We start from the raw sequence: 18,328 nt of genomic DNA on the forward strand, positions 1-18,328 counted from the left end.
CATGCATGAGAACTACCTGATCGACATCGCGCGGTGGAGCGAGCGTCCGGGTCCGCGCGGCATACCGTCGATCTGTTCGGCGCACCCGCTCGTGATCGAGGCCGCCATGCTGCGCGCGCAACGGGAGAAAACGCCGGTGCTGATCGAGGCGACATGCAACCAGGTCAATCAGGACGGCGGCTATACCGGCATGACGCCTGAGGATTTCACCCGCTTCGTGGGCGCGATCGCCGACCGGATCGAGTTCTCCCGGGAGAAAGTTCTGCTCGGCGGAGACCATCTCGGGCCCAATCCCTGGAAGCATCTGCCCGCCGACGAGGCAATGGCCAAGGCAGAGGCGATGATCACGGCCTACGCGAAAGCCGGATTCACCAAGCTGCATCTCGATACCAGCATGGGATGCGCCGGCGAACCGGCCGCCCTCCCCGACGCCACGACGGCAGCCCGGGCGGCGCGGCTGGCGGCTGTCGCCGAGGATGCCATTCGCGCCCGCAAGGGCGTTCTCCCGGTCTACATCATCGGCACCGAAGTCCCGGTTCCGGGCGGTGCGCTTGAAGAGATCGACACCCTCGAGGTGACTGCTCCCGAAGCTGCCCTCGAGACCGTGCGCGTCCATCGCGCTGCTTTCGAGGACGCTGGCGCAGCCGGCGCCTTCAGCCGCGTCGTGGGCGCGGTGGTTCAGCCGGGAGTCGAATTCGGCAACGAGAACGTCATTGCCTATGATCGTGCCAAGGCAGCAAAGCTGAGCGCCAGCTTGCGAGAACTTGGCGGAATGGTCTTCGAGGCCCATTCCACCGACTACCAGACGCGGGACGCGCTTTGCGAGCTCGTCGCCGACGGCTTCGCGATCCTGAAGGTCGGACCCGGTCTCACATTTGCGCTTCGCGAAGCCCTGTATGGCCTCGACCGAATCGCCGCCTTCCTCTTTCCCGATACACGCCGGCGGACGCTGGCGGAGGTCACGGAAGCCGTGATGCGCGAGGAACCGGCGAACTGGGGAAAATACTATCACGGCTCGGCGGACGAGCAGCGCCTCCAGCGGCACTTCTCCTATAGCGACCGCATACGCTACTACTGGCCGCACCCGAAGGTCGCTGCAGCCGTCGACGAACTCATGTCGTTGCTCGATGGTTTGACGATCCCGGAAACATTGATCAGCCAGTTTCTTGCCGGCAGTTACGCGCGCGTTCGCGACGGCGAAGTCGCGCCGCAGGCCAAAGCACTGGCACTTGCCGCGGTGGACGCGATTCTGCAGGATTATTTCGCGGCGTGCCGGCATCAGGTCAGGATGATTTAGGCCGAATCTGCCGGAATTGGCGAAGGTGACCGGTTCCAATCAGTTGAGACGCGGGGCGGGCGGAAAACCACACGCACTTTTCCTCATCCCGCTCTAGCGAAGACGCTGCAATCGGTGGATATTCCGAGAACAAAATCAACGAGCGGGGCACTTTGGCCGTGAACAGGCAGATCAAGACGATGGAAGATTTTTCGGAGTTCGTCGGCCTGTCGCGCCCCACCGTCTCCAAATACTTCAACGACCCGACATCGGTCCGGAAGAAGACGCGCGATGCCATCGAAGCGGCGATAAAGCAGTCGGGCTTTCGGCCGAACATCTTCGCTGTCAATTTGAACCGCCGCCGCACCAATATCCTCGGTGTCATCGTTCCCAACTCGACGGACCCGTTCTACATGGCGCTGACGCGCCGCATCGAGCACATCGCCGATCAGGCGGGGTTCCTTGCCTTCGTCCTTTCCTCGGACGGCAGACCCGAGATGGAGGAAAGGGCGATCGAAACCTTCAAGTCGATGAATGTCGCCGGCGCGATCATCGCGCCGCTCGGCGTACAGTCGCATCATCAGAAGCTGAGCGCGCTCGGACAAAGCATTCCGCTGATCTACGTCGACTCGCCGCTCGACGACAGTTCCTCCTTCGTCGGAACCGACAACCGGCAGAGCTTCAGACTGATGGTCGATTATCTCTGCCGCTCGGGCGGCGCTCCGTGCTATCTCGGCATGCCCCCGGTCAACAACAACGCCATGGCGCGCCAAGAGGCCTATCTCGACGCCATGCGGCAACTGAAAATGAAACCGGCAGTCGTCGAGACGACGGCCAATGCTTCCTGGGACTTCGAGAAGTTCGGCTTCGACGAAACGCGGCGCATCCTGTCCGAGGGCGGCTTTCCGACGCAAACCGTTCTTTGCGCCAACGACCGCGTCGCCTTCGGCGTCATTGCCGCCGCCTTTCAGTCGGGCCTAAAGGTCGGGCGCGATGCCGACAGCGATCTGAGGGTCGCCGGCCACGACGATCATCCCCTGTCCCGCTACACCTGTCCGCCACTGACGACGGTCGCGCAGAACTACAACGAAATCGGCAGGCTGGCGATCGAACTGCTCCTGTACAAGCTCGGCGAGGCTTCGGGTAACGGTGAAGCCTTTCGCGACGACGAACGCATTTTGCTGAGCGCCGAGATCATGTTGCGGGGTTCGGCTTAGAACTCACCTGAACTGTGCGCATGGCGCAAGCGCGAGCGCCGCAGAGCCGGTCCACAGGACACCCGCCAGGGACAGGACTGTCAGAAGGCGTCCCGCGCGGATCAGGAAGGGCTGGTCGTTTCCCCGGTCGGCACAGCGCAGCACTTGCGCGAGCTTTCCCGGAAACGCGTAGGCCAGCAGGAGTGCCCCGGCCGCGGCGAGTGTGGCCACGACGATGGATCCGGGAATGATGGTGGTCGTCCAAGGCCCTCCGGCGGCGCACGCCACGGCGTGGAAGGTGTAGACGGCAAGCAGATGTCCACCCCAAAGGATCGGTCCTGCCAGAAGAAAGAAAATTGCGCCGGCGACGGGTGGTTCGCGGACGGGATCGTTCATGGCGCACCTATCCGATCAGCCGCGGGAAACCGTGAAGCAGTCCGAGGCCCAACAGCGACTGGGCGACGGTGTAGTAATAGAGCAGCGCATAGCTGTCGTAGGTCACGCGCCGCACGGCATCCAGTTTCCCCGTGAGATGCCGCGCCACGGTGAACAGCCCCATGATCAGGAGGGCGAAGACGAGTTGAGCGAAGAGAACGACGCCGAGATAGACCATGGCCGCATAGGCGTTCTCATCGGGGCTCAAGCCGGTCGCCAAGTGTCCCCGAAGCTCGAGTGCGAACGCACCTGTCAGGCAGGCGAGCGAAAGAAGCAGAGCGAGCGACATCGCCACGCGCGACGCCGAGAACATCCGCAGCCTGCGGCTCACAAGCCATAGAATAGCCGAACCGGTGCAAAGCAGCGCCGCGGATCCGAAGGGCCAACGGAGCGGCGGCGGCTCGGGAGAGCCCTCCGGCGCCCAGACCTCCGGCGAGACGATCCAGAGGAACAGGTAGGAAAAGACATAGGCGAGATAGAGGGAGCCCGCCACGAACATCAGGACCACCATCGCCCACCAGGAATGCGATGTCGGGCCGCTCATATAGGTCGGCACGCGGACCCCCTTGGCAATTTCTATCGCGCCTTTCGACGGACCGGGATCGAGCCCCCAGGCCCAGACGAGGACGAAAGCGATGGCGAGGACTCCGCAGATGGTCGCAATCGCCACCATCTTGACCGTCAGCAACAGGAAGAACGCGGCCGTGAAGACGGCCGCAAGGAAAGGCGGCCAGCCGGGACCGGGCATCTGGACGACATATTGCGGACGTGCATGGATCGGCGAGGTCACGATCGTCTCTCTCCAGCCGGTCGGAGCGTTCGGAAGATAGTGATGGCCGTCGCGGACCTCGCGGGGAAGGCTCGGCCTGTCCCACAGAGGTTCGCGGCTGGTGATGTGGGGAATGCTTCGGGTGGAGTAGACGTCGTTCGGCAGCCATTCGAGCGTGCCCGCGCCCCAAGGGTTTTCGTGAGGCCCATTCCCGATGCGGAATTTCGCGGCGAGGTCCACCAGGAAGAGGAGAACGCCGGCGGTAAGCACATAGGTTCCAGCCGTCGAGATGAGGTTCAGCATGTCCCAGCCCATTTCGGCGGGATAGGTCCAGATGCGCCGCGGCATGCCCTTGAGGCCGGTCAGGTGCATTGGAAGAAAAGTGACGTTGAAGCCGATGAAGATCAGCCAGAAAACCCACCGGCCCACTTGCTCCGAGAGCATGCGGCGACTGAAGAGCGGCATCCAGTAATAAATCGCCGCAAACAGCGGAAATACGAATCCGCCGATCAGAACGTAATGGAAATGCGCAACGACGAAATAGGTATCGTGTACCTGATGATCGAAGGGCACCATGGCCACCATGACGCCGGTAAGTCCACCGAGCGTGAAGATGAACAGGAAACCGATAATGAACAGCGAGGCCGTCGTGATCCGGAAGCGCTCCCGCCCGGCGGCAATGGTCGCGATCCAGGAAAAGACCTGGATGCCCGAGGGAACGGCGACCGCCATGCTGGCGGCGGAGAAGAAGGCAAGGCTAAGCGCCGGGATGCCCGTGGTGAACATATGATGCACCCAAAGCCCGAAGCTGAAAAAGCCTGTGCCGATCAGGGCGACGACGATCAGGTGATAGCCGACGAGCGGCGTGCGGGCCATGGTAGGCACGATCATCGAGACGAGGCCCGCGGCCGGAAGGAAGATGATGTAGACTTCCGGATGCCCGAAGAACCAGAAGAGATGCTGCCAGAGCAGCGGATCGCCCCCGAGTGCTGCGGTAAAAAAGGGCCATCCGAACGCCCGTTCGATCTCCAGCATCATCGTCGCCAGGATCACCGCCGGGAAGGCGAACATGATCATGCTTGCGAAGATCAGCATCGTCCAGGCGAAGATCGGCATTTTGGCGAGCGACATGCCCGGCGGTCGTGTCCTCAGCGCGCCGACGACGATCTCGACTGCCCCGGCGATCGCGGAAATCTCGATGAAGCCGATGCCGAGCAGCCAGAAATCGGCGTTGTCGCCGGGCGAATATTCCATGAGCGTCAGCGGCGGATACATGAACCAGCCGCCTTTCGGCGCCAGGTCGTAGAAGATGGTCGAGAAGAAGACCAGGCCGCCAACCACATAGGCCCAGATCGCGAAGGCGCTGAGTCTCGGAAAGGGCAAGTCGCGCGCCGCAAGCATCTGCGGCAGCAGCATGACGCCCAGCGCCTCGACCGCAGGCACCGCGAAGAGGAACATCATCGTCGTGCCGTGGACGGTGAACATCTGATTGTAGAGGTCCTGGTCGATGAGACGGTTGTCGCCGATGGCGAGCTGCGTGCGCATGACGACGGCCAGCAGACCGGCCATGAGAAAAAACAGGAACGCGACGCCGATATAGAGAAGGCCGATCACCGTGTTGTTGACCGCTGTCACCAGCCGCCAACCGCGCGGCGTGGCCCAGATGCGTTCCAGTTCACGGACCTCTCCTTCGGGTCGTGGATCGGGATTCGGGAGTTCCATCATCCGCCTCCACCGCTTGGATCGCGCAGGAAATAGAGGACGACCAGCCCCGCCAGATAAACGCTGAGGACCGCAAAGGAGTCGTAACCCATCTTGAGGATCGTCCGGTCCCGCCGCTCGACCAGACCTATGAAGAAGATCGCCGTCACGGTGATCGCGATCAGCGCGGCAAAGGCCTCGAACCGTCCGACGCTGTTCATCACCGCATCGGCGCCTCCGGTGAGATCGACGACGAAAAGAAGGAAAATGTCGATGAGATTCGTGCCGAAAATATCCGACATCGCCATCGTGTACAGGCCCGCCCGCGTGGCGCTGAACACCGTGCTGACTTCCGGCAGCGATGTCGCGATCGCCACGAGCACCGCTCCGATGAAGCTCTGCCCGAGCCCGGTCGCTTCGGCGATCGCGTCTCCCGAACGCGAAAGCAGATAGCCTGCGACGATGATGACGGCGCCGCAGCCGGCAGTGGCCCAGCCTACCTCTCGCAGCGATTTCCTCTTGCTGTCCTCGGCCTCCTTCCGCGCCCGTTCTTCCTCTTTCTCGGGCGTGACCTCCTCGTCATTCGCAATCCAGGGCCTGTCACGCTGCGTCCGCGACAAGACCCACAGGCCGAAGACGGTCACGGCTGCAAGCAGCCACATCCACACGCCGGAGAACAGCACCGGCGTGTCGCCCACCACGATCGAGGCGGCGACGACCGAAAGGAGGAGGATTTTGAAGCCGCCCTGCAGCATGACGACCGGATCGGGAATGACAGATGTCAGTGCCTGGCGGCCGATCAGCATGTCGGCAAAGGCAAGGATCGCCACCTGCATCGCGATGCCGCCGAGTATACTGTTGACAGCGAGGCTGGCATCTCCGCTGAGCGACGAGGTTACGGCTACCGCCAGTTCCGGAAGAGACGTGATGCCGCCGAGAAGCACGACGCCGATGAAGGCCTGGCCTGCTCCTGTCTTCTCGCTGATTGCATTGGCATATCCCGTGATCCTGACGCCTGCAATCCAGACCGCTACGGCCGCCCCCGCGAAGATTGCGAGATTCAGCCAAAGTCCGAGACCGGCGAAGTCAAGCATGGGTCGTTACCTCAATTGGTCCAGATAGGCGGCAAGCTGCCGCAATTCGTCTTCGGTGAAGATTTCGTATGGCGGCATCAGATTCTCCGGCTTCACGTGCTGGCCGTCGCGGACCCAGCGGACGAAGGCCGCAACGTCGTTCTCGAGCGTCGCGGCGGCAAGCGAGTGCCGACTGCCCACATGCGTCAGATCGGGACCGATCGTGCCCCGGGCATCCGTACCGCGAACGCTATGGCATGCGGCACAGCCGGAGGAGAGGAAAAGCGCCTGCCCCGCAGCCTGATCCGGTTTCGCGGTCGAGGCGTCGCTGGCTTCGACTGCGAGCCAGGAGAAAAACTGGTCTTCGGGCATGGCGATCACGTAAAAGGACATGAAGGCATGCGGCCCGCCGCAATATTCCGCACATTGGCCGCGACTGATGCCGGCCTTGTTTGCCTGAAGTGTCAGCGTGTTCTTATGGCCGGGGATCATGTCGAGCTTGCCGGCAAGCCGCGGCACCCAGAAGCTGTGGATCACGTCCGCCGATGTCAGTTCCAGCTCCACCGGCCGGCCGACGGGCAGCCGGATTTCATTGGCGCTCTCGATGCGGCGTCCGGTTTCGTCCACGTAGGTCACCCGCCACCACCAGCGCTCGCCAACGACCTCGATGCGCAGCCCGCCCTTGGGTCGCACCGAAGTGGTGCCAGGCGCCATCAGGTAAAAGCCGTAGCTCAGCAGAATGCTGAGGGCGAGGATCGGGAAAACGAGGCCACCCCCGATGATCACCCTCTCGCCGGCGATCCGGGCGCGCCAGCGCTCGCCGCCGAACAGCGCAATCGCCGTGATGAGACAGACTCCGACGAGGATGGCGGTAGAGAAGAGGATCAACAGCCAACCGAGCGTTCCGATGCGTTCTGCCTCCGCACCGGAGGGATCGAGCGCGGACTGCAGCCCGGCGCAACCCTGCAGCGCTAGAGCGCTCGTCGGCGCGAAGGACCGGGCGAGCCTCATCGGTTCACCTCCGCTATCGGCGCCGGCGCGCTTCCGCGGGGCAGAGATGCCAGATAGGCGGCGACGTCTTCTATCTGACCTTCCTCCAGAGCTCCCGCGACTGCCGCCATGATCCTCCCATAGGGCGTCCCGATCCGCCCGCCGCGCTGCCAGAGCCGTATCTGCTCCTCGATGTACTCGGCATGCTGGCCGGCGAGCACCGGGAACTGCTGCGATTGACGCCCGGAATGGCAGCTCAGGCAGGCGGGCACGCCCTGTCGCGCTATGCCGCGATTGGCAATGGCTTCGCCGCGCCTGAGGCGCTCCGCGTCAGGTGCCGCGGCGGGCTTTTCCGCGCTCGGCCGAAGCGCGGAATAGCGCGCTGCCAGCTCTCGCATGGATCTTTCGTCCAGAGGGTCTGCCACCGGTTCCATGACACCGCTCGCGCGGTTCCCGTCTGCATATTCCTGCAGGCTGCGAAAGAGATAGGCTTCGGGCAGCCCCGCGAGCCTGGGGACACGGTCGCCGTTGGTGCCGGTGCCTTCGCGTTCATGGCAGCGCCCGCAGGCGGTCAGCGCGCCGCCGTTCACGGGTTCCTCACCCGGATTGGCCTGGCTGCGCGTGAGACCTGAGAGATCCGGATATTCGCCGGCGGTGAAGGGCAGGCTCGCGAGGAACGCAGTGACGGACCAGATCTCATCGTCGCGCCGCATATTCGTCCATGCCGGCATCCCGGTATATTTGAGGCCGTGTTTGACGATCCAGAAAATTTCCCTGGACGGGCGGTGCTTGCCGATTTCCATCAGATCCGGAGGCGGCGGCAGCATACCGCCGACGATCGGGTTTATCTCTTTGCCCGGGCGGTTGTGGCACGGCACGCAGCCAGCTTCGTAATGGGACGCCCCCAGCCGGATCATGCCGTCGTCAACGAGCGGCGGAGCGTCGATCATAAAGCTTCGGGTGGCGATTGATCTCTCGCGGATCAGCGTCAGGATCCAGGTCGTTATCCGCAAATGGTCCTTCGAGGCAGCGACATTATAGACGCCAGACCAGACGAACACGGCGCCAGCAGCCATCAGGAGGCAGGCGCCGAGCCCGACGATTTTCGCCACGGCCGTCCAGTGCAGGTTTTTCATGTCCACGCTTCTGCACCTGCTCTCGATTCGGGCGCTGCCTCGTCTTTCTCCAGTGCCAGGAGCCAGCGCGCGGCGATCACGACCCCGGCGAGAACATAGGTCACCGGACAGGCTGCCAGCATCATCAGCCCCGCGAGCTGCTGATCGGCCAGAGTTGTGTTCAGGGCTCCGGTCGCATGCGCCGTGTGGGATGTAGCGATATCGGGATAGAGCGCTCTGGGTGCAAAGACGAAGAGAACGGCGAGCAGGCAATAGAGCTTGCTGGTCATCAGAAGGGCAACGATCGATTGCCAGGAACGCTTGCCATGAAAGTGCAGGACCGCCCGCCAGAACAGGAATGCCGCCAGGAAAAGACTGGCATTCATCAGCAAATGAACCGAAGGAAATTCCAGTGCCCGGTTGAGGAGGGGCGGCGCATGCCAGGCCCAAAGAGCGGTGATCTGCGCAAAAGTGGCAAGCGCCAGCACCTGCCCGCCGACTGCCCGGCCCGCAGGCCCGATCCACGATATTCCCGATGCTGCCAGGGGCGCGACGATGTTCATCAGCACGATGTGCACTGCCATATGCGTCGCCAACGGCCCCATCACTCCCCCTAGTCCTCCGGGCGGCTGACCAAGGCCGCGACGGTCAGGTTTTCCGAAAGGCCGCCGGCGCACGCGGCCGGGGCACAACCGATCCATGCAAGGTCGAAACACGGCATCGAATTACTGTGTCGGCATGTGAAACTGTTTCGGGTGCTCCATGGTTCCAATCCGCTCCTCCTGGGGTTGCGAAGACCCGATCGAACCACCCGGCCGGGCCGCGGACGGAACAAATGGGCAGGCCCGAGGTTTCAACGGTCGGCCGAACAGGAGGCACCGATGAGCCTGAATTCCGCGTCGACTGCCACGACCGTCACCGCCCCGGTCCATTCGTTGCTCGTCCCGTTTCCAGTCGTCTGCTTTGCGCTCGCGCTTCTGACCGATATCGCCTTTTGGCAGACCGGACATATCATGTGGCAGAACTTCTCCGCCTGGCTGCTCTTTGCCGGTATCGTGGCCGGGGTGGTTGCGGGCCTCGCCGGCGTGGTCGAATTCCTGTTTCGAAGGGGGCGACGTGCGCAAGGAACGGTTTGGCTGCATGTCGCAGGCTACGTGCTCGTCTTCGGCCTCGCCTTCGTCAACAACCTCGTGCATGCCGCCGATGGCTGGACGGCTGTGGTACCCTACGGATTGATCCTTTCTGCGGCGACGGTGCTTCTGACGATCCTCTTCGCTTTGCTTGGCCGCGCCACCCTCTATCGCAGGCAAGTCGGAGTGAGCGATTATGAATAGCTCTGCCTTCTTCCGTGCAAAATACCTCGTCGGATCCGGCCTTCTTCTCCTGGCGCTCGCAGGTTGCGGCGATGACGGCGCGGACTTCGACGTTTCGCAGCAGATCGGGCCCGATCCGGTGTTGCCGGAGCCGACATCGGAGCTCCTGCCGGACCTGAAGGTCGCCGAGGTTGTGGGCTGGGAAAACGGGGCGTCTCCGCGTGTGCCCGACAATCTCGTCATCGCAGCCTACGCGACGGACCTTGCCAATCCGCGGACCGTCCACACGCTGCCGAACGGCGACATTCTCGTCGTGCAGTCGCGCGAGCCTTCGGGCAAGCCGATAGAGCGGCCGAAGGACATGATCCGAGGCTGGATCATGTCCATGGCCCATGGCGGTGGTGGAACCGAAAAGGAGAGCAATCTGATAACGCTGCTCCGCGACACCGATCGCGACGGCGAGGTGGACGAACGCCGCGACCTGCTGACCGGTCTCAATTCCCCCTTCGGGGTCGCGTGGCACGATGGGACGCTTTACGTGGCGGCGGCCGATGCAATCCTCGCCTACCCATACCAGCTCGGGCAGGCCGAGATCGCCGGCGAACCGCGGGTTCTGACACCGCTTCCAGGTGGCCCGATCAACCATCACTGGACCAAGGATCTGGCCCTCAGCCCCGACGGGCGCTATCTCTATGCCTCCGTCGGCTCCAACTCGAACGTGGCCGAGCGCGGGCTCGAGGCCGAGAAAGGCCGCGCTGCGATCTGGCAGGTCGACCGGGAATCGGGTGCCGCCCGCATCTTCGCATCCGGCCTGCGCAACCCGAACGGGCTGGTCTTCCATCCCGAGACCGGCGTGCTCTGGACGGTCGTCAACGAGCGTGACGAACTGGGGCCAAATCTCGTGCCCGACTACATGACTTCAGTGCAGGAAGGCGCCTTCTACGGCTGGCCGTGGAGCTATTACGGCACGCATGTGGATGAACGGGTCCACCCGCCGCGGCCGGACATGGTCGAGAAAGCGATCCCGCCGGACTACGCGCTTTCCAGCCACGTCGCCGCCCTGGGCCTGGTCTTCTCCAACGGCTCCGCCTTGCCGGAGCCCTTCGCCAACGGCGCCTTCATCGGCGAGCACGGCAGTTGGAACCGAAGCACCTTCAACGGTTACAAGGTCGTCTATGTGCCGTTCGAGAACGGCCTCCCGACCGGGAAGGCTCAGGACGTCGTGACCGGCTTCATCGAAGGCGACCAGGCACGCGGCCGGCCGGTTGGTGTGGCCATCGACGGGACCGGGGCGCTGCTTGTTGCCGATGACGCTGGAAATACCGTCTGGCGCATTGCAGGCGCAGACGGCAGGGTGACGCCGAGCCCCGTCGGTACGGACGGACAGAGGGATAGCGCGGTCACCAGCGATGCCGGCCCGCCAGCCGGTGAGACAGGAGGAACATCCGGAGGAGCCGCTCCTCCCGAAGCCGGCGCCACGCCTCCGGAGCCGCCGCAGACCGATGTCGCGCCGGCTACTCTGCCAAGGGCTACGGAACAGGGATCCCCCGAGCAACAGCAATAATCTGCGATCCTAATCCTCGGCGTCGCCGACCGTGTCGGCGACATAGGCATCGCGATTCCCGAGCTCCTTGGGCTGCCCTGTCGTTGAATCCCTCGCCGTCTGATGTTCCAGCTCGGCATTGAGTTCAGCACCGATGATGACGATCATGGTGGATATCCAGATCCAGAGCATGAAGCCGATCAGCGCGCCGAGTGCACCGTAGGTCGCATTGTAGTTCGCGAAATTGTCGATGTAGTACGAGAACGCCAGGGATGCGACGAGCCAGCAGATCGTGCTCAGGGCCGCGCCCCAGGTAAGCCACCTGAGTTTGGCTGGCTCCCGGCTTGGACCGTAGCGATAGATCAGGGTGATGCCCGCCGCTATTAGCAACAGCATCACGGGCCAGCGTACGAAACGGAGGAGACCTTCCAGTTCCAGGTGGAGAAAGGCCAGCACGGCCGGCAATACCGCGATGGCCGCGATGAGGACGGCGGTCAGGATCAAACCGGCCAGCGTGAAGCCGATGCTCAACAGCGTCAACCGGATGAAGCTGCGTTTTTCGGTCTCGTCGTAAGCGATATTCATCGCCTCGAAGAGGGCCCCCACGCCGTTGCGTGCGCTCCAGAGCGCAAAGAGCAGTCCAGCTATGAAGCCGAGGCTCAGGCTTGAGGTCTTCTGGGACGTCAGGGTTTCCAATTGCTCGGTCATCATCTGAAGCGACTGCGCCGGGAGAACGGCCGCGAACAACGTAGCCTGCTCTGCGATCGTGGCTGGATCGGAAACGAGACCGTAGATGGAAACGAGCGAGGCAAGCGCTGGAAACAGGGAGAGGAGCACATAAAAGGTGACACCGGCGGCAATGAGCGAAATCCTGTCCTCGCTAATCTGTGAAACCACGCGCCAGAAGACGTCACGCAAGCCCCTCGCGGGAATTTCGCCCGGGCTGTCGGCCGCGCGTCCCCTGCCTCCTTCTTGAGCCTGCTCATCGGTTCCCCTCTTTGCATCACCGGATTTCATCTGATTGTCCTCGCGCGTTCGAAAGTCCGCCGTGCCGTTGATCGGCCTTACCGGCGGCGGGCGATCGCAGGTGGCATTCGAACACGCTAAGCGATGCCTTGTTCCTTGCGATCTCCGCTATTCATTACGGCGCGAAACCCTTACTTCACGTCACAGCTTATTTTCTCATAAGAAATGCTCCATGCTCTCGTGGTGCGTTTTCCGAATCAAAAGAGCCATGTAATGAAACTTGCGACACTGCGCCTGACCACCATTCTATTGGTTGTGGCCACTTCGTTTCTTCCGGCAATCGCGGCAAATGGGCAGCACGGAAAGGAAGGGCGAGGTCAGGGCCAAAACATGAAGAATTTCGTCGAGGCCAATCCCGACTGCCTCGAGTTTGATGATCAATGCTCGGTTTGTTCGTTGACCGACGGAGTGGCCGAGTGCTCCACGCCGAAGACCGCATGTGTCAAGGGGGAGTACCGTTGCACCATGAGGTCGAAATAAAGTGGTTCCCACATTGCGGCCCACTTCCCGGGATTTCACGCGTTTGACGCCGGCCCGCCTGATCTCGGAATGATGCTTATGCCCCCGTCTGCCTCGAGAACGGCGAATTTGATCTGGTCGAGGCGAGCCAATCCCTGCTGCTCTCGGGCGGCGACAAGTATGTCCTCGAGATTGACCCTCGCTCGGCGGAGGGCCTGCTCGTCAACCTTGCCGTTCGCGATGAGCACGGTTGCCGTACCGTCGAGGAACAGAGCGATCTTCGGCGACCATTGTTTAACGTAGGAGAGAACGATGTCGACGCTGAAGAGCGTCAGGATGAGCAGGGTTGCATTGATGATCGAGAAATCGTCGCCCAGCAGTGCCTGCTGGGTCGTCTCTGCGATGATGAGCAGCAGTACGAAATCGAAAGTGGTCATCTGTGCGACGGTGCGCCGGCCGGAAAGCCGGAGCGCGATGAGGAGTATGAAATAGATCGTGATACCGCGAGCGACCGAGTCCATTCACGTATCTCCTAAGGCCAGACGATCGTTCGCACTGTCTGTGCCGGGTCGTCGTTCGTGCTAATTCGATAGGAGACGACACCCGGACGTTGCGAGCGAAGATGCAGCATAAGGGCCAGAGGGCGTCGCGAAGCGGAGCGGAACCGGTAGACCAAGCCGTCGTCCCCCCCTTCTGCGGCGATCGGCGGCGGATCGATATCCTCAACCTGAAAAGTCCTGAAGAACTCGGGTGACAGGGTCAGGCGGCGTTCTTGACCGCTTCCTGTCAATGAGGCTTTCAGCGTGTCGGAGGCTTCCCAGCGACTGAACCTTGCCACTTCCACGGACCCGCCGGCGAAGGTTACGGTTTGCCTTTCGAAAGGTCCTCCGGAGCCGGTGGCACCCAGGATGGCCGCCAAGAGCGTGAGCCCGAAAAAGATCCAGGCGATCCGCTCCGCCTTCCAGAAACTCTCCTGGAACCTGCGATGCTCTTCGATTTGCAATCCGTCCGGTCGAACTGGTGGTTGATCCAAAGCTCACCTCGCCCTTGAGCTTTGTAGAACCGCCGAGTGGGCCGAAAGGTTCCGTAGAAGCGATCTCACCCAACCCCAGATCGACCATGGACTAGGTATGTCTGGTCGTATGTCCCCTCATGGGTGGCGTTACATCGCTTTCATCAGTCTCGGTGTCGATGCCGATACGATGGTGATAGACGAGCTCTCCGCCCTTCCAACCCGTGTAGAGGAGCAGGAGAACGATCATGAGAGAAAGCAGCAAACCAAAGGGCCAGACGGCATCGGCGGCGCCGTTCTCGTAGCGCAGCCAAAAGCTGGCAATTGCGAGGAGCACGACGATGACGTTGCCGATCATGTGCCTCCAGGCGTCGTTGATGGCCCGGATGCGGGAGTTTCCGAGGAAATCCGTCAGTCCGGCAAGAGCGGCCAGTGCCGCCGTGACGATCGCTGCGCCCACCGACCACATCGATACGTCGGCCCAGAATGAATTCCCATTGGCGAGATATACGAGATCGGAAACGAACGCGGCGACCAGAAGCGCGATCGGAAAGGGAACGAGCATCGGATGAATCGGATGCCCGCCTATTTTCGCGCTGGCCGCCAGACCCAAAAGGTCACGATCCGCCATGACATGGTCCTCCAGCACCGCAAGCCCGATCTTTTGAACGCGCGAGTGGCCGTGATTGTTCCTTGCAGCGCGTGCAGCGGCTGATCAGTCAGCCGCCTTGCCGATCGTATCCGCCACGTAAGCACCGCGCTCTCCGATCGGAAGCGGTTCGCCTGTCGTCGAATCCACCGCCGTCTGGTGTTCGAGCTCGGCGTTGATGAGCGCGCCTATGATGAGGATCATCACCGAAATCCACACCCATGTCATGAGACCGGCGAGCGCGCCGAGAGCGCCGTATGTCGCGTTGTAGTTGGCGAAATGTTCCAGATAGTAGGAAAAGAGCCATGAGGCGGCCAACCAAAACAAGGTGCTGAACACCGCACCCCAGTTCAGCCACCGCAGTTTCGCCCGCTCCCGGCTTGGCCCGAAACGGTAGATGAGGACGGTCCCGAACGTGACGAGCATGAGCATGACCGGCCACCTCGCCGTTCTGGTCGCGAGTTCGACCCGACTATCGACCCATACATAGGCCAGCACCGCCGGCACGATACCGACCGCCACGATCAGCGCGACCGCAAACAGCAGGGCCGCGAAGGTGAACGCGATGCACAGGAGGGTTCTCGACAGAAAGCCTCTTTTTTCCCTTTCCCCATAGGCGACATTCATGGCGTCGAACAGGGCGGCAATGCCGTTGGCTGCCAACCACAGGGAGATCGACAGGCTTACGAAAAAGCCGATGCCCAGGGTGGAGGGCTTTTGCGTCGTCAGGGTCTCCAGCTGGTCCATGATCAATCCGTAGGAGTCCTCCGGCAGAAGCACCTGCAGAATACCGATATGCGTGCCGATTTCGGAAGGGTCCGCGACCAGCCCGTAGATCGAGACGAGGGCACCCATCGCGGGAAAGAGCGACAGGAGAAGGTAGAAGCTCACCCCCGCGGCTATCAGCACGACACGCTCTTCGGCAATTTCGGAGAGGACGCGCCAGAAGACATCCCGCATACCTTTCGCAGGGATTTCTCCCGGCGTGGCGGCACCGCGCCCCCTGCCCGGCTCAACGGCATCCAGTTTTTCGGGAAGTTCGGCTTCGTTCGCACCCATGACTTTACGCTCGCCGGATGACGGGACGGGGCCTGCCCTCGTCGCATGCATAAGCAACGCCGGGGAAAATAGCTTGTTCCGGGGCGTTCGGCGGCGACAGAGGCGAGGCGGCCGGCTCAGATGCGGCGCGGTTGCCCGCTTTCCGCAGCGCCGAGAATCGCATCGATAAGCCGGTGGACCTTCAGCGCCTCGTGCCCATTGACGCGCGGCTCGCCGAAACCTTCGATGGCATCGAGGAAGTCGGCAAGCACGGCGCGGTGATGGTAATGGGGGAAGGCCATCGGATCGGCGCCGGCGCCACCCGCGGCTTCGTCTTCGATTGAAAGTTCCGTCCCGTCGTGGAAGGAAACGGCAAGACGCCGCCCGTCCAGACGCGCCATGCCCCTTGTTCCGATAATGTCTATCTCGTCCGGATAGCCGGGATAGGCACAGGTGGTGGCGCTCACAGTGCCTATCGCGCCGCCGGCGAAGCGAATCGCCGCCATCGCCAAGTCTTCGGTTTCCATGCGATGGATCTCGCTCGTCGTCGCATAGGCGCTTACCTCTTCGGGAAGGCCCGCGAGGGAAACCAGAAGATCGAGCGTGTGTATGGCCTGGGTGAGAAGCACGCCGCCCCCGTCGCGAGCCCGTGTTCCGCGACCCGGCTGGTCGTAATAGCTCTGCGGCCGCCAGTTGTGGAGCCGGGCCGAAGCGCTGACGATCTCACCGAGACGGCCCTCATCGATGAGTTTCGCGAGTTCCTGGCTGACCGTGCGAAAGCGGTGCTGAAGCACGATGCCGAGTTTTATGCCGGCGCGCTCCGCCGCCTTCACCAGTGCTTCCGATCGCTCCTGCGTAATCTCCAGCGGCTTTTCGAGGAGCACATGCTTACCCGATTCAGCCGCCTGCAGGACCAGGTCGAGATGGGTATTGGGCGGCGTTAATATGAGGACGGCCCCGATCGACGGATCGCCGAAGATCGTCTCGGCGGAGTCGCAAGTTGGAAAACCGTAGGACTCGGAAAAGGCATTCCGTCTCGCGGGCGTGGGACTGAATGCGGCAACGACCTCAACTCTCTCCTTGAGGTCCAGCAGACCCTGGGCATGCGGCGCAGCCGCCATGCCGAGCCCGATCACGCCGATGCGCGTCTTTTCCATCCCGTCACTCCCCCGGTCAAAGTTCCTCCAGACCTCTACCTACATCCTGCTTCGATGCACGGCAAGAAAGTCATCATACAACTTCATGAAGTTTGTATGTTGACAATATAATTTACAAGCCGTAGCCATAGAGCACCTGTTGGAGGAGCGGGAGAGCAATGAAGGGACTGATCGATCCAGATCTGTTGTTTCCGGGCGAAGAGCGCGCACGTGCGATGACGCGCAGGCTTTATGCCGAAGTGCGTGATCTGCCGATCGTCAGTCCGCATGGGCACACCGAGCCACGCTGGTACGCGCTGAACGAAGCCTTTCCCGACCCCGCGCAGCTACTCATCGTACCCGATCATTACGTGTTCCGCATGCTGTTCAGCCAGGGCATCAGGCTGGAAGAGCTCGGCGTTCCGACGCTCGACGGCTCGCCGGTCGAGACGGATGGCCGCGCTATCTGGCGGCGTTTCTGCGAGAACTATCATCTCTTCCGCGGCACGCCGACACGGCTTTGGTTCGACTATACGCTTTCCGAGCTTTTCGGCATCGACGAGCTGCCCTGTGCCGCCAATTCGGAACGGCTCTACGACCACGTAGCCGAGCACCTGTCGCGCCCGGATTATCGGCCCCGCGCGCTCTATGAGCGGTTCAATATCGAGGTGATCTCCACGACCGACAGTGCTCTGGACGACTTGAGTTGGCACGCGAAGATTCGCGAAAGCGGCTGGAAGGGACGAGTCGTCCCGGCCTACCGGCCCGACGCGGTGGTCGATCCCGATTTCCAAGGCTTCGCGACCAATCTCGACAAGTTCGGTGCTATCGCAGGCTGCGACACCGCAACCTGGGCCGGTTATCTGGATGCGCATCGCGCCCGCCGCGCCTATTTCAAGAGTTTCGGTGCAACCTCGACGGATCACGGCCATGCGACCGCAGACACGGCCAATCTCCCGCGGGCAGAGGCGGCGGCACTCTTCGACAAGGTGCGCCTGGGCAAGGCGAATGCCGACGAGCGGCGCCTGTTCCGGGCGCAGATGCTGACCGAAATGGCGAAGATGAGCCTGGACGACGGGCTCGTCATGCAGATCCATCCCGGCTCCTTCCGCAATCACTCGCCTGCCATTCTGGCAAAGTTCGGTCGCGACAAGGGTTTCGATATTCCGACGCGCACGGACTATGTGACCGCCCTCAAGCCGTTGCTCGACGCGGTCGGGCTCGAGCGCGATCTGACGGTCATCCTATTCACGCTGGACGAGACGAGCTATGCGCGCGAACTTGCGCCGCTTGCAGGCGTCTACCCGGCGCTGAAGCTCGGGCCCGCTTGGTGGTTCCACGACAGCGCGGAGGGCATGCGCCGGTTCCGTGAGATGACTACCGAGACGGCAGGCTTCTACAACACCGTCGGTTTCAACGACGACACAAGGGCGTTTCCGTCCATTCCCGCGCGCCACGACATAGCGCGCCGGGTTGACTGCGCGTTTCTCGCGCGTCTGGTCGCGGAGCATCGCCTGAGGGAGGATGAGGCGTACGAGCTTGCGCGGGACCTTGCCTATGGTCTCGTGAAGGAGGCGTACAGGCTCTAGGAATTCAC

The 18,328-nt window shown here is 62.4% G+C and carries 17 protein-coding genes; 6 read left to right on the forward strand and 11 right to left on the reverse strand.

Translation table 11 applies throughout. The features are described from left to right. Position 1: 1 nt before the first annotated feature. A complete protein-coding gene (locus SINAR_RS0102830; protein ID WP_027997639.1) occupies positions 2–1,297 on the forward strand; it encodes a D-tagatose-bisphosphate aldolase, class II, non-catalytic subunit in 1,296 nt (431 codons plus the stop codon). Between the two features lie 179 nt (positions 1,298–1,476). Continuing rightward, positions 1,477–2,493: a LacI family DNA-binding transcriptional regulator gene (locus SINAR_RS0102835; RefSeq protein WP_033057083.1), complete on the forward strand. Its 1,017-nt coding sequence runs from the start codon at positions 1,477–1,479 to the stop codon at positions 2,491–2,493. Positions 2,494–2,496: 3 nt separating this feature from the next. On the opposite strand, the gene SINAR_RS0102840 is transcribed toward SINAR_RS0102835, so the two are convergent. The 6 genes from SINAR_RS0102840 to SINAR_RS0102865 are packed head-to-tail and all read right to left on the reverse strand — an operon-like array spanning position 2,497 to position 9,160. Beyond that, on the reverse strand, positions 2,497–2,868 hold the full coding sequence (locus SINAR_RS0102840; RefSeq protein ID WP_027997641.1) for a hypothetical protein: 372 nt from the start codon (positions 2,866–2,868) through the stop codon (positions 2,497–2,499). A gap of 7 nt (positions 2,869–2,875) precedes the next feature. Then, complete coding sequence (gene ctaD / locus SINAR_RS0102845) at positions 2,876–5,398, reverse strand: cytochrome c oxidase subunit I (RefSeq protein WP_027997642.1); 2,523 nt, start codon at positions 5,396–5,398, stop codon at positions 2,876–2,878. Continuing rightward, positions 5,398–6,471 (reverse strand): sodium:calcium antiporter, encoded by a 1,074-nt coding sequence (locus tag SINAR_RS0102850; protein ID WP_027997643.1) that lies wholly within the window; start codon positions 6,469–6,471, stop codon positions 5,398–5,400. Before SINAR_RS0102850 ends, ctaD begins: the two co-directional genes overlap by 1 nt. Positions 6,472–6,477: 6 nt before the next feature. Next, complete coding sequence (locus SINAR_RS0102855) at positions 6,478–7,461, reverse strand: cytochrome c oxidase subunit II (RefSeq protein WP_027997644.1); 984 nt, start codon at positions 7,459–7,461, stop codon at positions 6,478–6,480. After that, positions 7,458–8,582 carry a c-type cytochrome gene (locus tag SINAR_RS0102860; RefSeq protein WP_027997645.1) on the reverse strand — a complete coding sequence of 375 codons (1,125 nt, stop codon included), beginning with the start codon at positions 8,580–8,582 and terminating at the stop codon, positions 7,458–7,460. The genes SINAR_RS0102855 and SINAR_RS0102860 overlap by 4 nt, the downstream gene beginning before the upstream one ends. Next, positions 8,573–9,160 (reverse strand): cytochrome c oxidase assembly protein, encoded by a 588-nt coding sequence (locus SINAR_RS0102865; protein ID WP_027997646.1) that lies wholly within the window; start codon positions 9,158–9,160, stop codon positions 8,573–8,575. Before SINAR_RS0102865 ends, SINAR_RS0102860 begins: the two co-directional genes overlap by 10 nt. Positions 9,161–9,436: 276 nt before the next feature. Between SINAR_RS0102865 and SINAR_RS0102875 the strand changes: the two genes are divergently transcribed. Together SINAR_RS0102875 and SINAR_RS0102880 are read left to right on the forward strand one after the other, a co-directional pair. Further along, on the forward strand, positions 9,437–9,889 hold the full coding sequence (locus tag SINAR_RS0102875; RefSeq protein WP_027997647.1) for a DUF2231 domain-containing protein: 453 nt from the start codon (positions 9,437–9,439) through the stop codon (positions 9,887–9,889). Next, a complete protein-coding gene (locus SINAR_RS0102880) occupies positions 9,882–11,432 on the forward strand; it encodes a PQQ-dependent sugar dehydrogenase (RefSeq protein WP_027997648.1) in 1,551 nt (516 codons plus the stop codon). Before SINAR_RS0102875 ends, SINAR_RS0102880 begins: the two co-directional genes overlap by 8 nt. Before the next feature lie 9 nt (positions 11,433–11,441). Here the strand turns inward: SINAR_RS0102880 and SINAR_RS0102885 are convergent, their stop codons facing one another. Beyond that, on the reverse strand, positions 11,442–12,428 hold the full coding sequence (locus SINAR_RS0102885) for a YihY/virulence factor BrkB family protein (protein ID WP_027997649.1): 987 nt from the start codon (positions 12,426–12,428) through the stop codon (positions 11,442–11,444). 222 nt (positions 12,429–12,650) lie between these two features. Here SINAR_RS0102885 and SINAR_RS0102890 point away from each other — a divergent pair, with 222 nt between their 5' ends. After that, positions 12,651–12,917, forward strand: coding sequence for a hypothetical protein (locus SINAR_RS0102890; protein WP_027997650.1), 267 nt, complete (start codon positions 12,651–12,653; stop codon positions 12,915–12,917). A 35-nt stretch (positions 12,918–12,952) separates the two neighbouring features. Here the strand turns inward: SINAR_RS0102890 and SINAR_RS0102895 are convergent, their stop codons facing one another. The 4 genes from SINAR_RS0102895 to SINAR_RS0102915 form a co-directional block, all read right to left on the reverse strand. Further along, positions 12,953–13,417: a DUF421 domain-containing protein gene (locus SINAR_RS0102895; protein ID WP_027997651.1), complete on the reverse strand. Its 465-nt coding sequence runs from the start codon at positions 13,415–13,417 to the stop codon at positions 12,953–12,955. A 603-nt stretch (positions 13,418–14,020) separates the two neighbouring features. After that, positions 14,021–14,539 (reverse strand): DUF2231 domain-containing protein, encoded by a 519-nt coding sequence (locus tag SINAR_RS0102905; protein ID WP_027997653.1) that lies wholly within the window; start codon positions 14,537–14,539, stop codon positions 14,021–14,023. A gap of 84 nt (positions 14,540–14,623) precedes the next feature. Beyond that, entirely contained in the window at positions 14,624–15,616 is a 993-nt protein-coding gene (locus tag SINAR_RS0102910) for a YihY/virulence factor BrkB family protein (RefSeq protein ID WP_027997654.1), read from the reverse strand. Between the two features lie 116 nt (positions 15,617–15,732). Further along, a complete protein-coding gene (locus SINAR_RS0102915) occupies positions 15,733–16,752 on the reverse strand; it encodes a Gfo/Idh/MocA family protein (RefSeq protein WP_027997655.1) in 1,020 nt (339 codons plus the stop codon). Positions 16,753–16,910: 158 nt separating this feature from the next. On the opposite strand from SINAR_RS0102915, the gene uxaC reads away from it, so the two are divergent. Further along, positions 16,911–18,320, forward strand: coding sequence for a glucuronate isomerase (gene uxaC / locus SINAR_RS0102920; protein WP_027997656.1), 1,410 nt, complete (start codon positions 16,911–16,913; stop codon positions 18,318–18,320). Positions 18,321–18,328: the final 8 nt, after the last annotated feature.

It is taken from the genome of Sinorhizobium arboris LMG 14919 (genome assembly GCF_000427465.1).
Taxonomy (GTDB): domain Bacteria; phylum Pseudomonadota; class Alphaproteobacteria; order Rhizobiales; family Rhizobiaceae; genus Sinorhizobium; species Sinorhizobium arboris.

Excerpts from the sequence above, each read along its gene's own strand:
- SINAR_RS0102830 (WP_027997639.1), top strand. The coding sequence starts at position 2 with ATGCATGAGAACTACCTGATCGACATCGCGCGGTGGAGCGAGCGTCCG.
- SINAR_RS0102835 (WP_033057083.1), top strand. The coding sequence starts at position 1,477 with ATGGAAGATTTTTCGGAGTTCGTCGGCCTGTCGCGCCCCACCGTCTCC.
- SINAR_RS0102840 (WP_027997641.1), bottom strand. The coding sequence starts at position 2,868 with ATGAACGATCCCGTCCGCGAACCACCCGTCGCCGGCGCAATTTTCTTT.
- ctaD (WP_027997642.1), bottom strand. The coding sequence starts at position 5,398 with ATGGAACTCCCGAATCCCGATCCACGACCCGAAGGAGAGGTCCGTGAA.
- SINAR_RS0102850 (WP_027997643.1), bottom strand. The coding sequence starts at position 6,471 with ATGCTTGACTTCGCCGGTCTCGGACTTTGGCTGAATCTCGCAATCTTC.
- SINAR_RS0102855 (WP_027997644.1), bottom strand. The coding sequence starts at position 7,461 with ATGAGGCTCGCCCGGTCCTTCGCGCCGACGAGCGCTCTAGCGCTGCAG.
- SINAR_RS0102865 (WP_027997646.1), bottom strand. The coding sequence starts at position 9,160 with ATGGGGCCGTTGGCGACGCATATGGCAGTGCACATCGTGCTGATGAAC.
- SINAR_RS0102875 (WP_027997647.1), top strand. The coding sequence starts at position 9,437 with ATGAGCCTGAATTCCGCGTCGACTGCCACGACCGTCACCGCCCCGGTC.
- SINAR_RS0102880 (WP_027997648.1), top strand. The coding sequence starts at position 9,882 with ATGAATAGCTCTGCCTTCTTCCGTGCAAAATACCTCGTCGGATCCGGC.
- SINAR_RS0102885 (WP_027997649.1), bottom strand. The coding sequence starts at position 12,428 with ATGAAATCCGGTGATGCAAAGAGGGGAACCGATGAGCAGGCTCAAGAA.
- SINAR_RS0102890 (WP_027997650.1), top strand. The coding sequence starts at position 12,651 with ATGAAACTTGCGACACTGCGCCTGACCACCATTCTATTGGTTGTGGCC.
- SINAR_RS0102895 (WP_027997651.1), bottom strand. The coding sequence starts at position 13,417 with ATGGACTCGGTCGCTCGCGGTATCACGATCTATTTCATACTCCTCATC.
- SINAR_RS0102905 (WP_027997653.1), bottom strand. The coding sequence starts at position 14,539 with ATGGCGGATCGTGACCTTTTGGGTCTGGCGGCCAGCGCGAAAATAGGC.
- SINAR_RS0102910 (WP_027997654.1), bottom strand. The coding sequence starts at position 15,616 with ATGGGTGCGAACGAAGCCGAACTTCCCGAAAAACTGGATGCCGTTGAG.
- SINAR_RS0102915 (WP_027997655.1), bottom strand. The coding sequence starts at position 16,752 with ATGGAAAAGACGCGCATCGGCGTGATCGGGCTCGGCATGGCGGCTGCG.
- uxaC (WP_027997656.1), top strand. The coding sequence starts at position 16,911 with ATGAAGGGACTGATCGATCCAGATCTGTTGTTTCCGGGCGAAGAGCGC.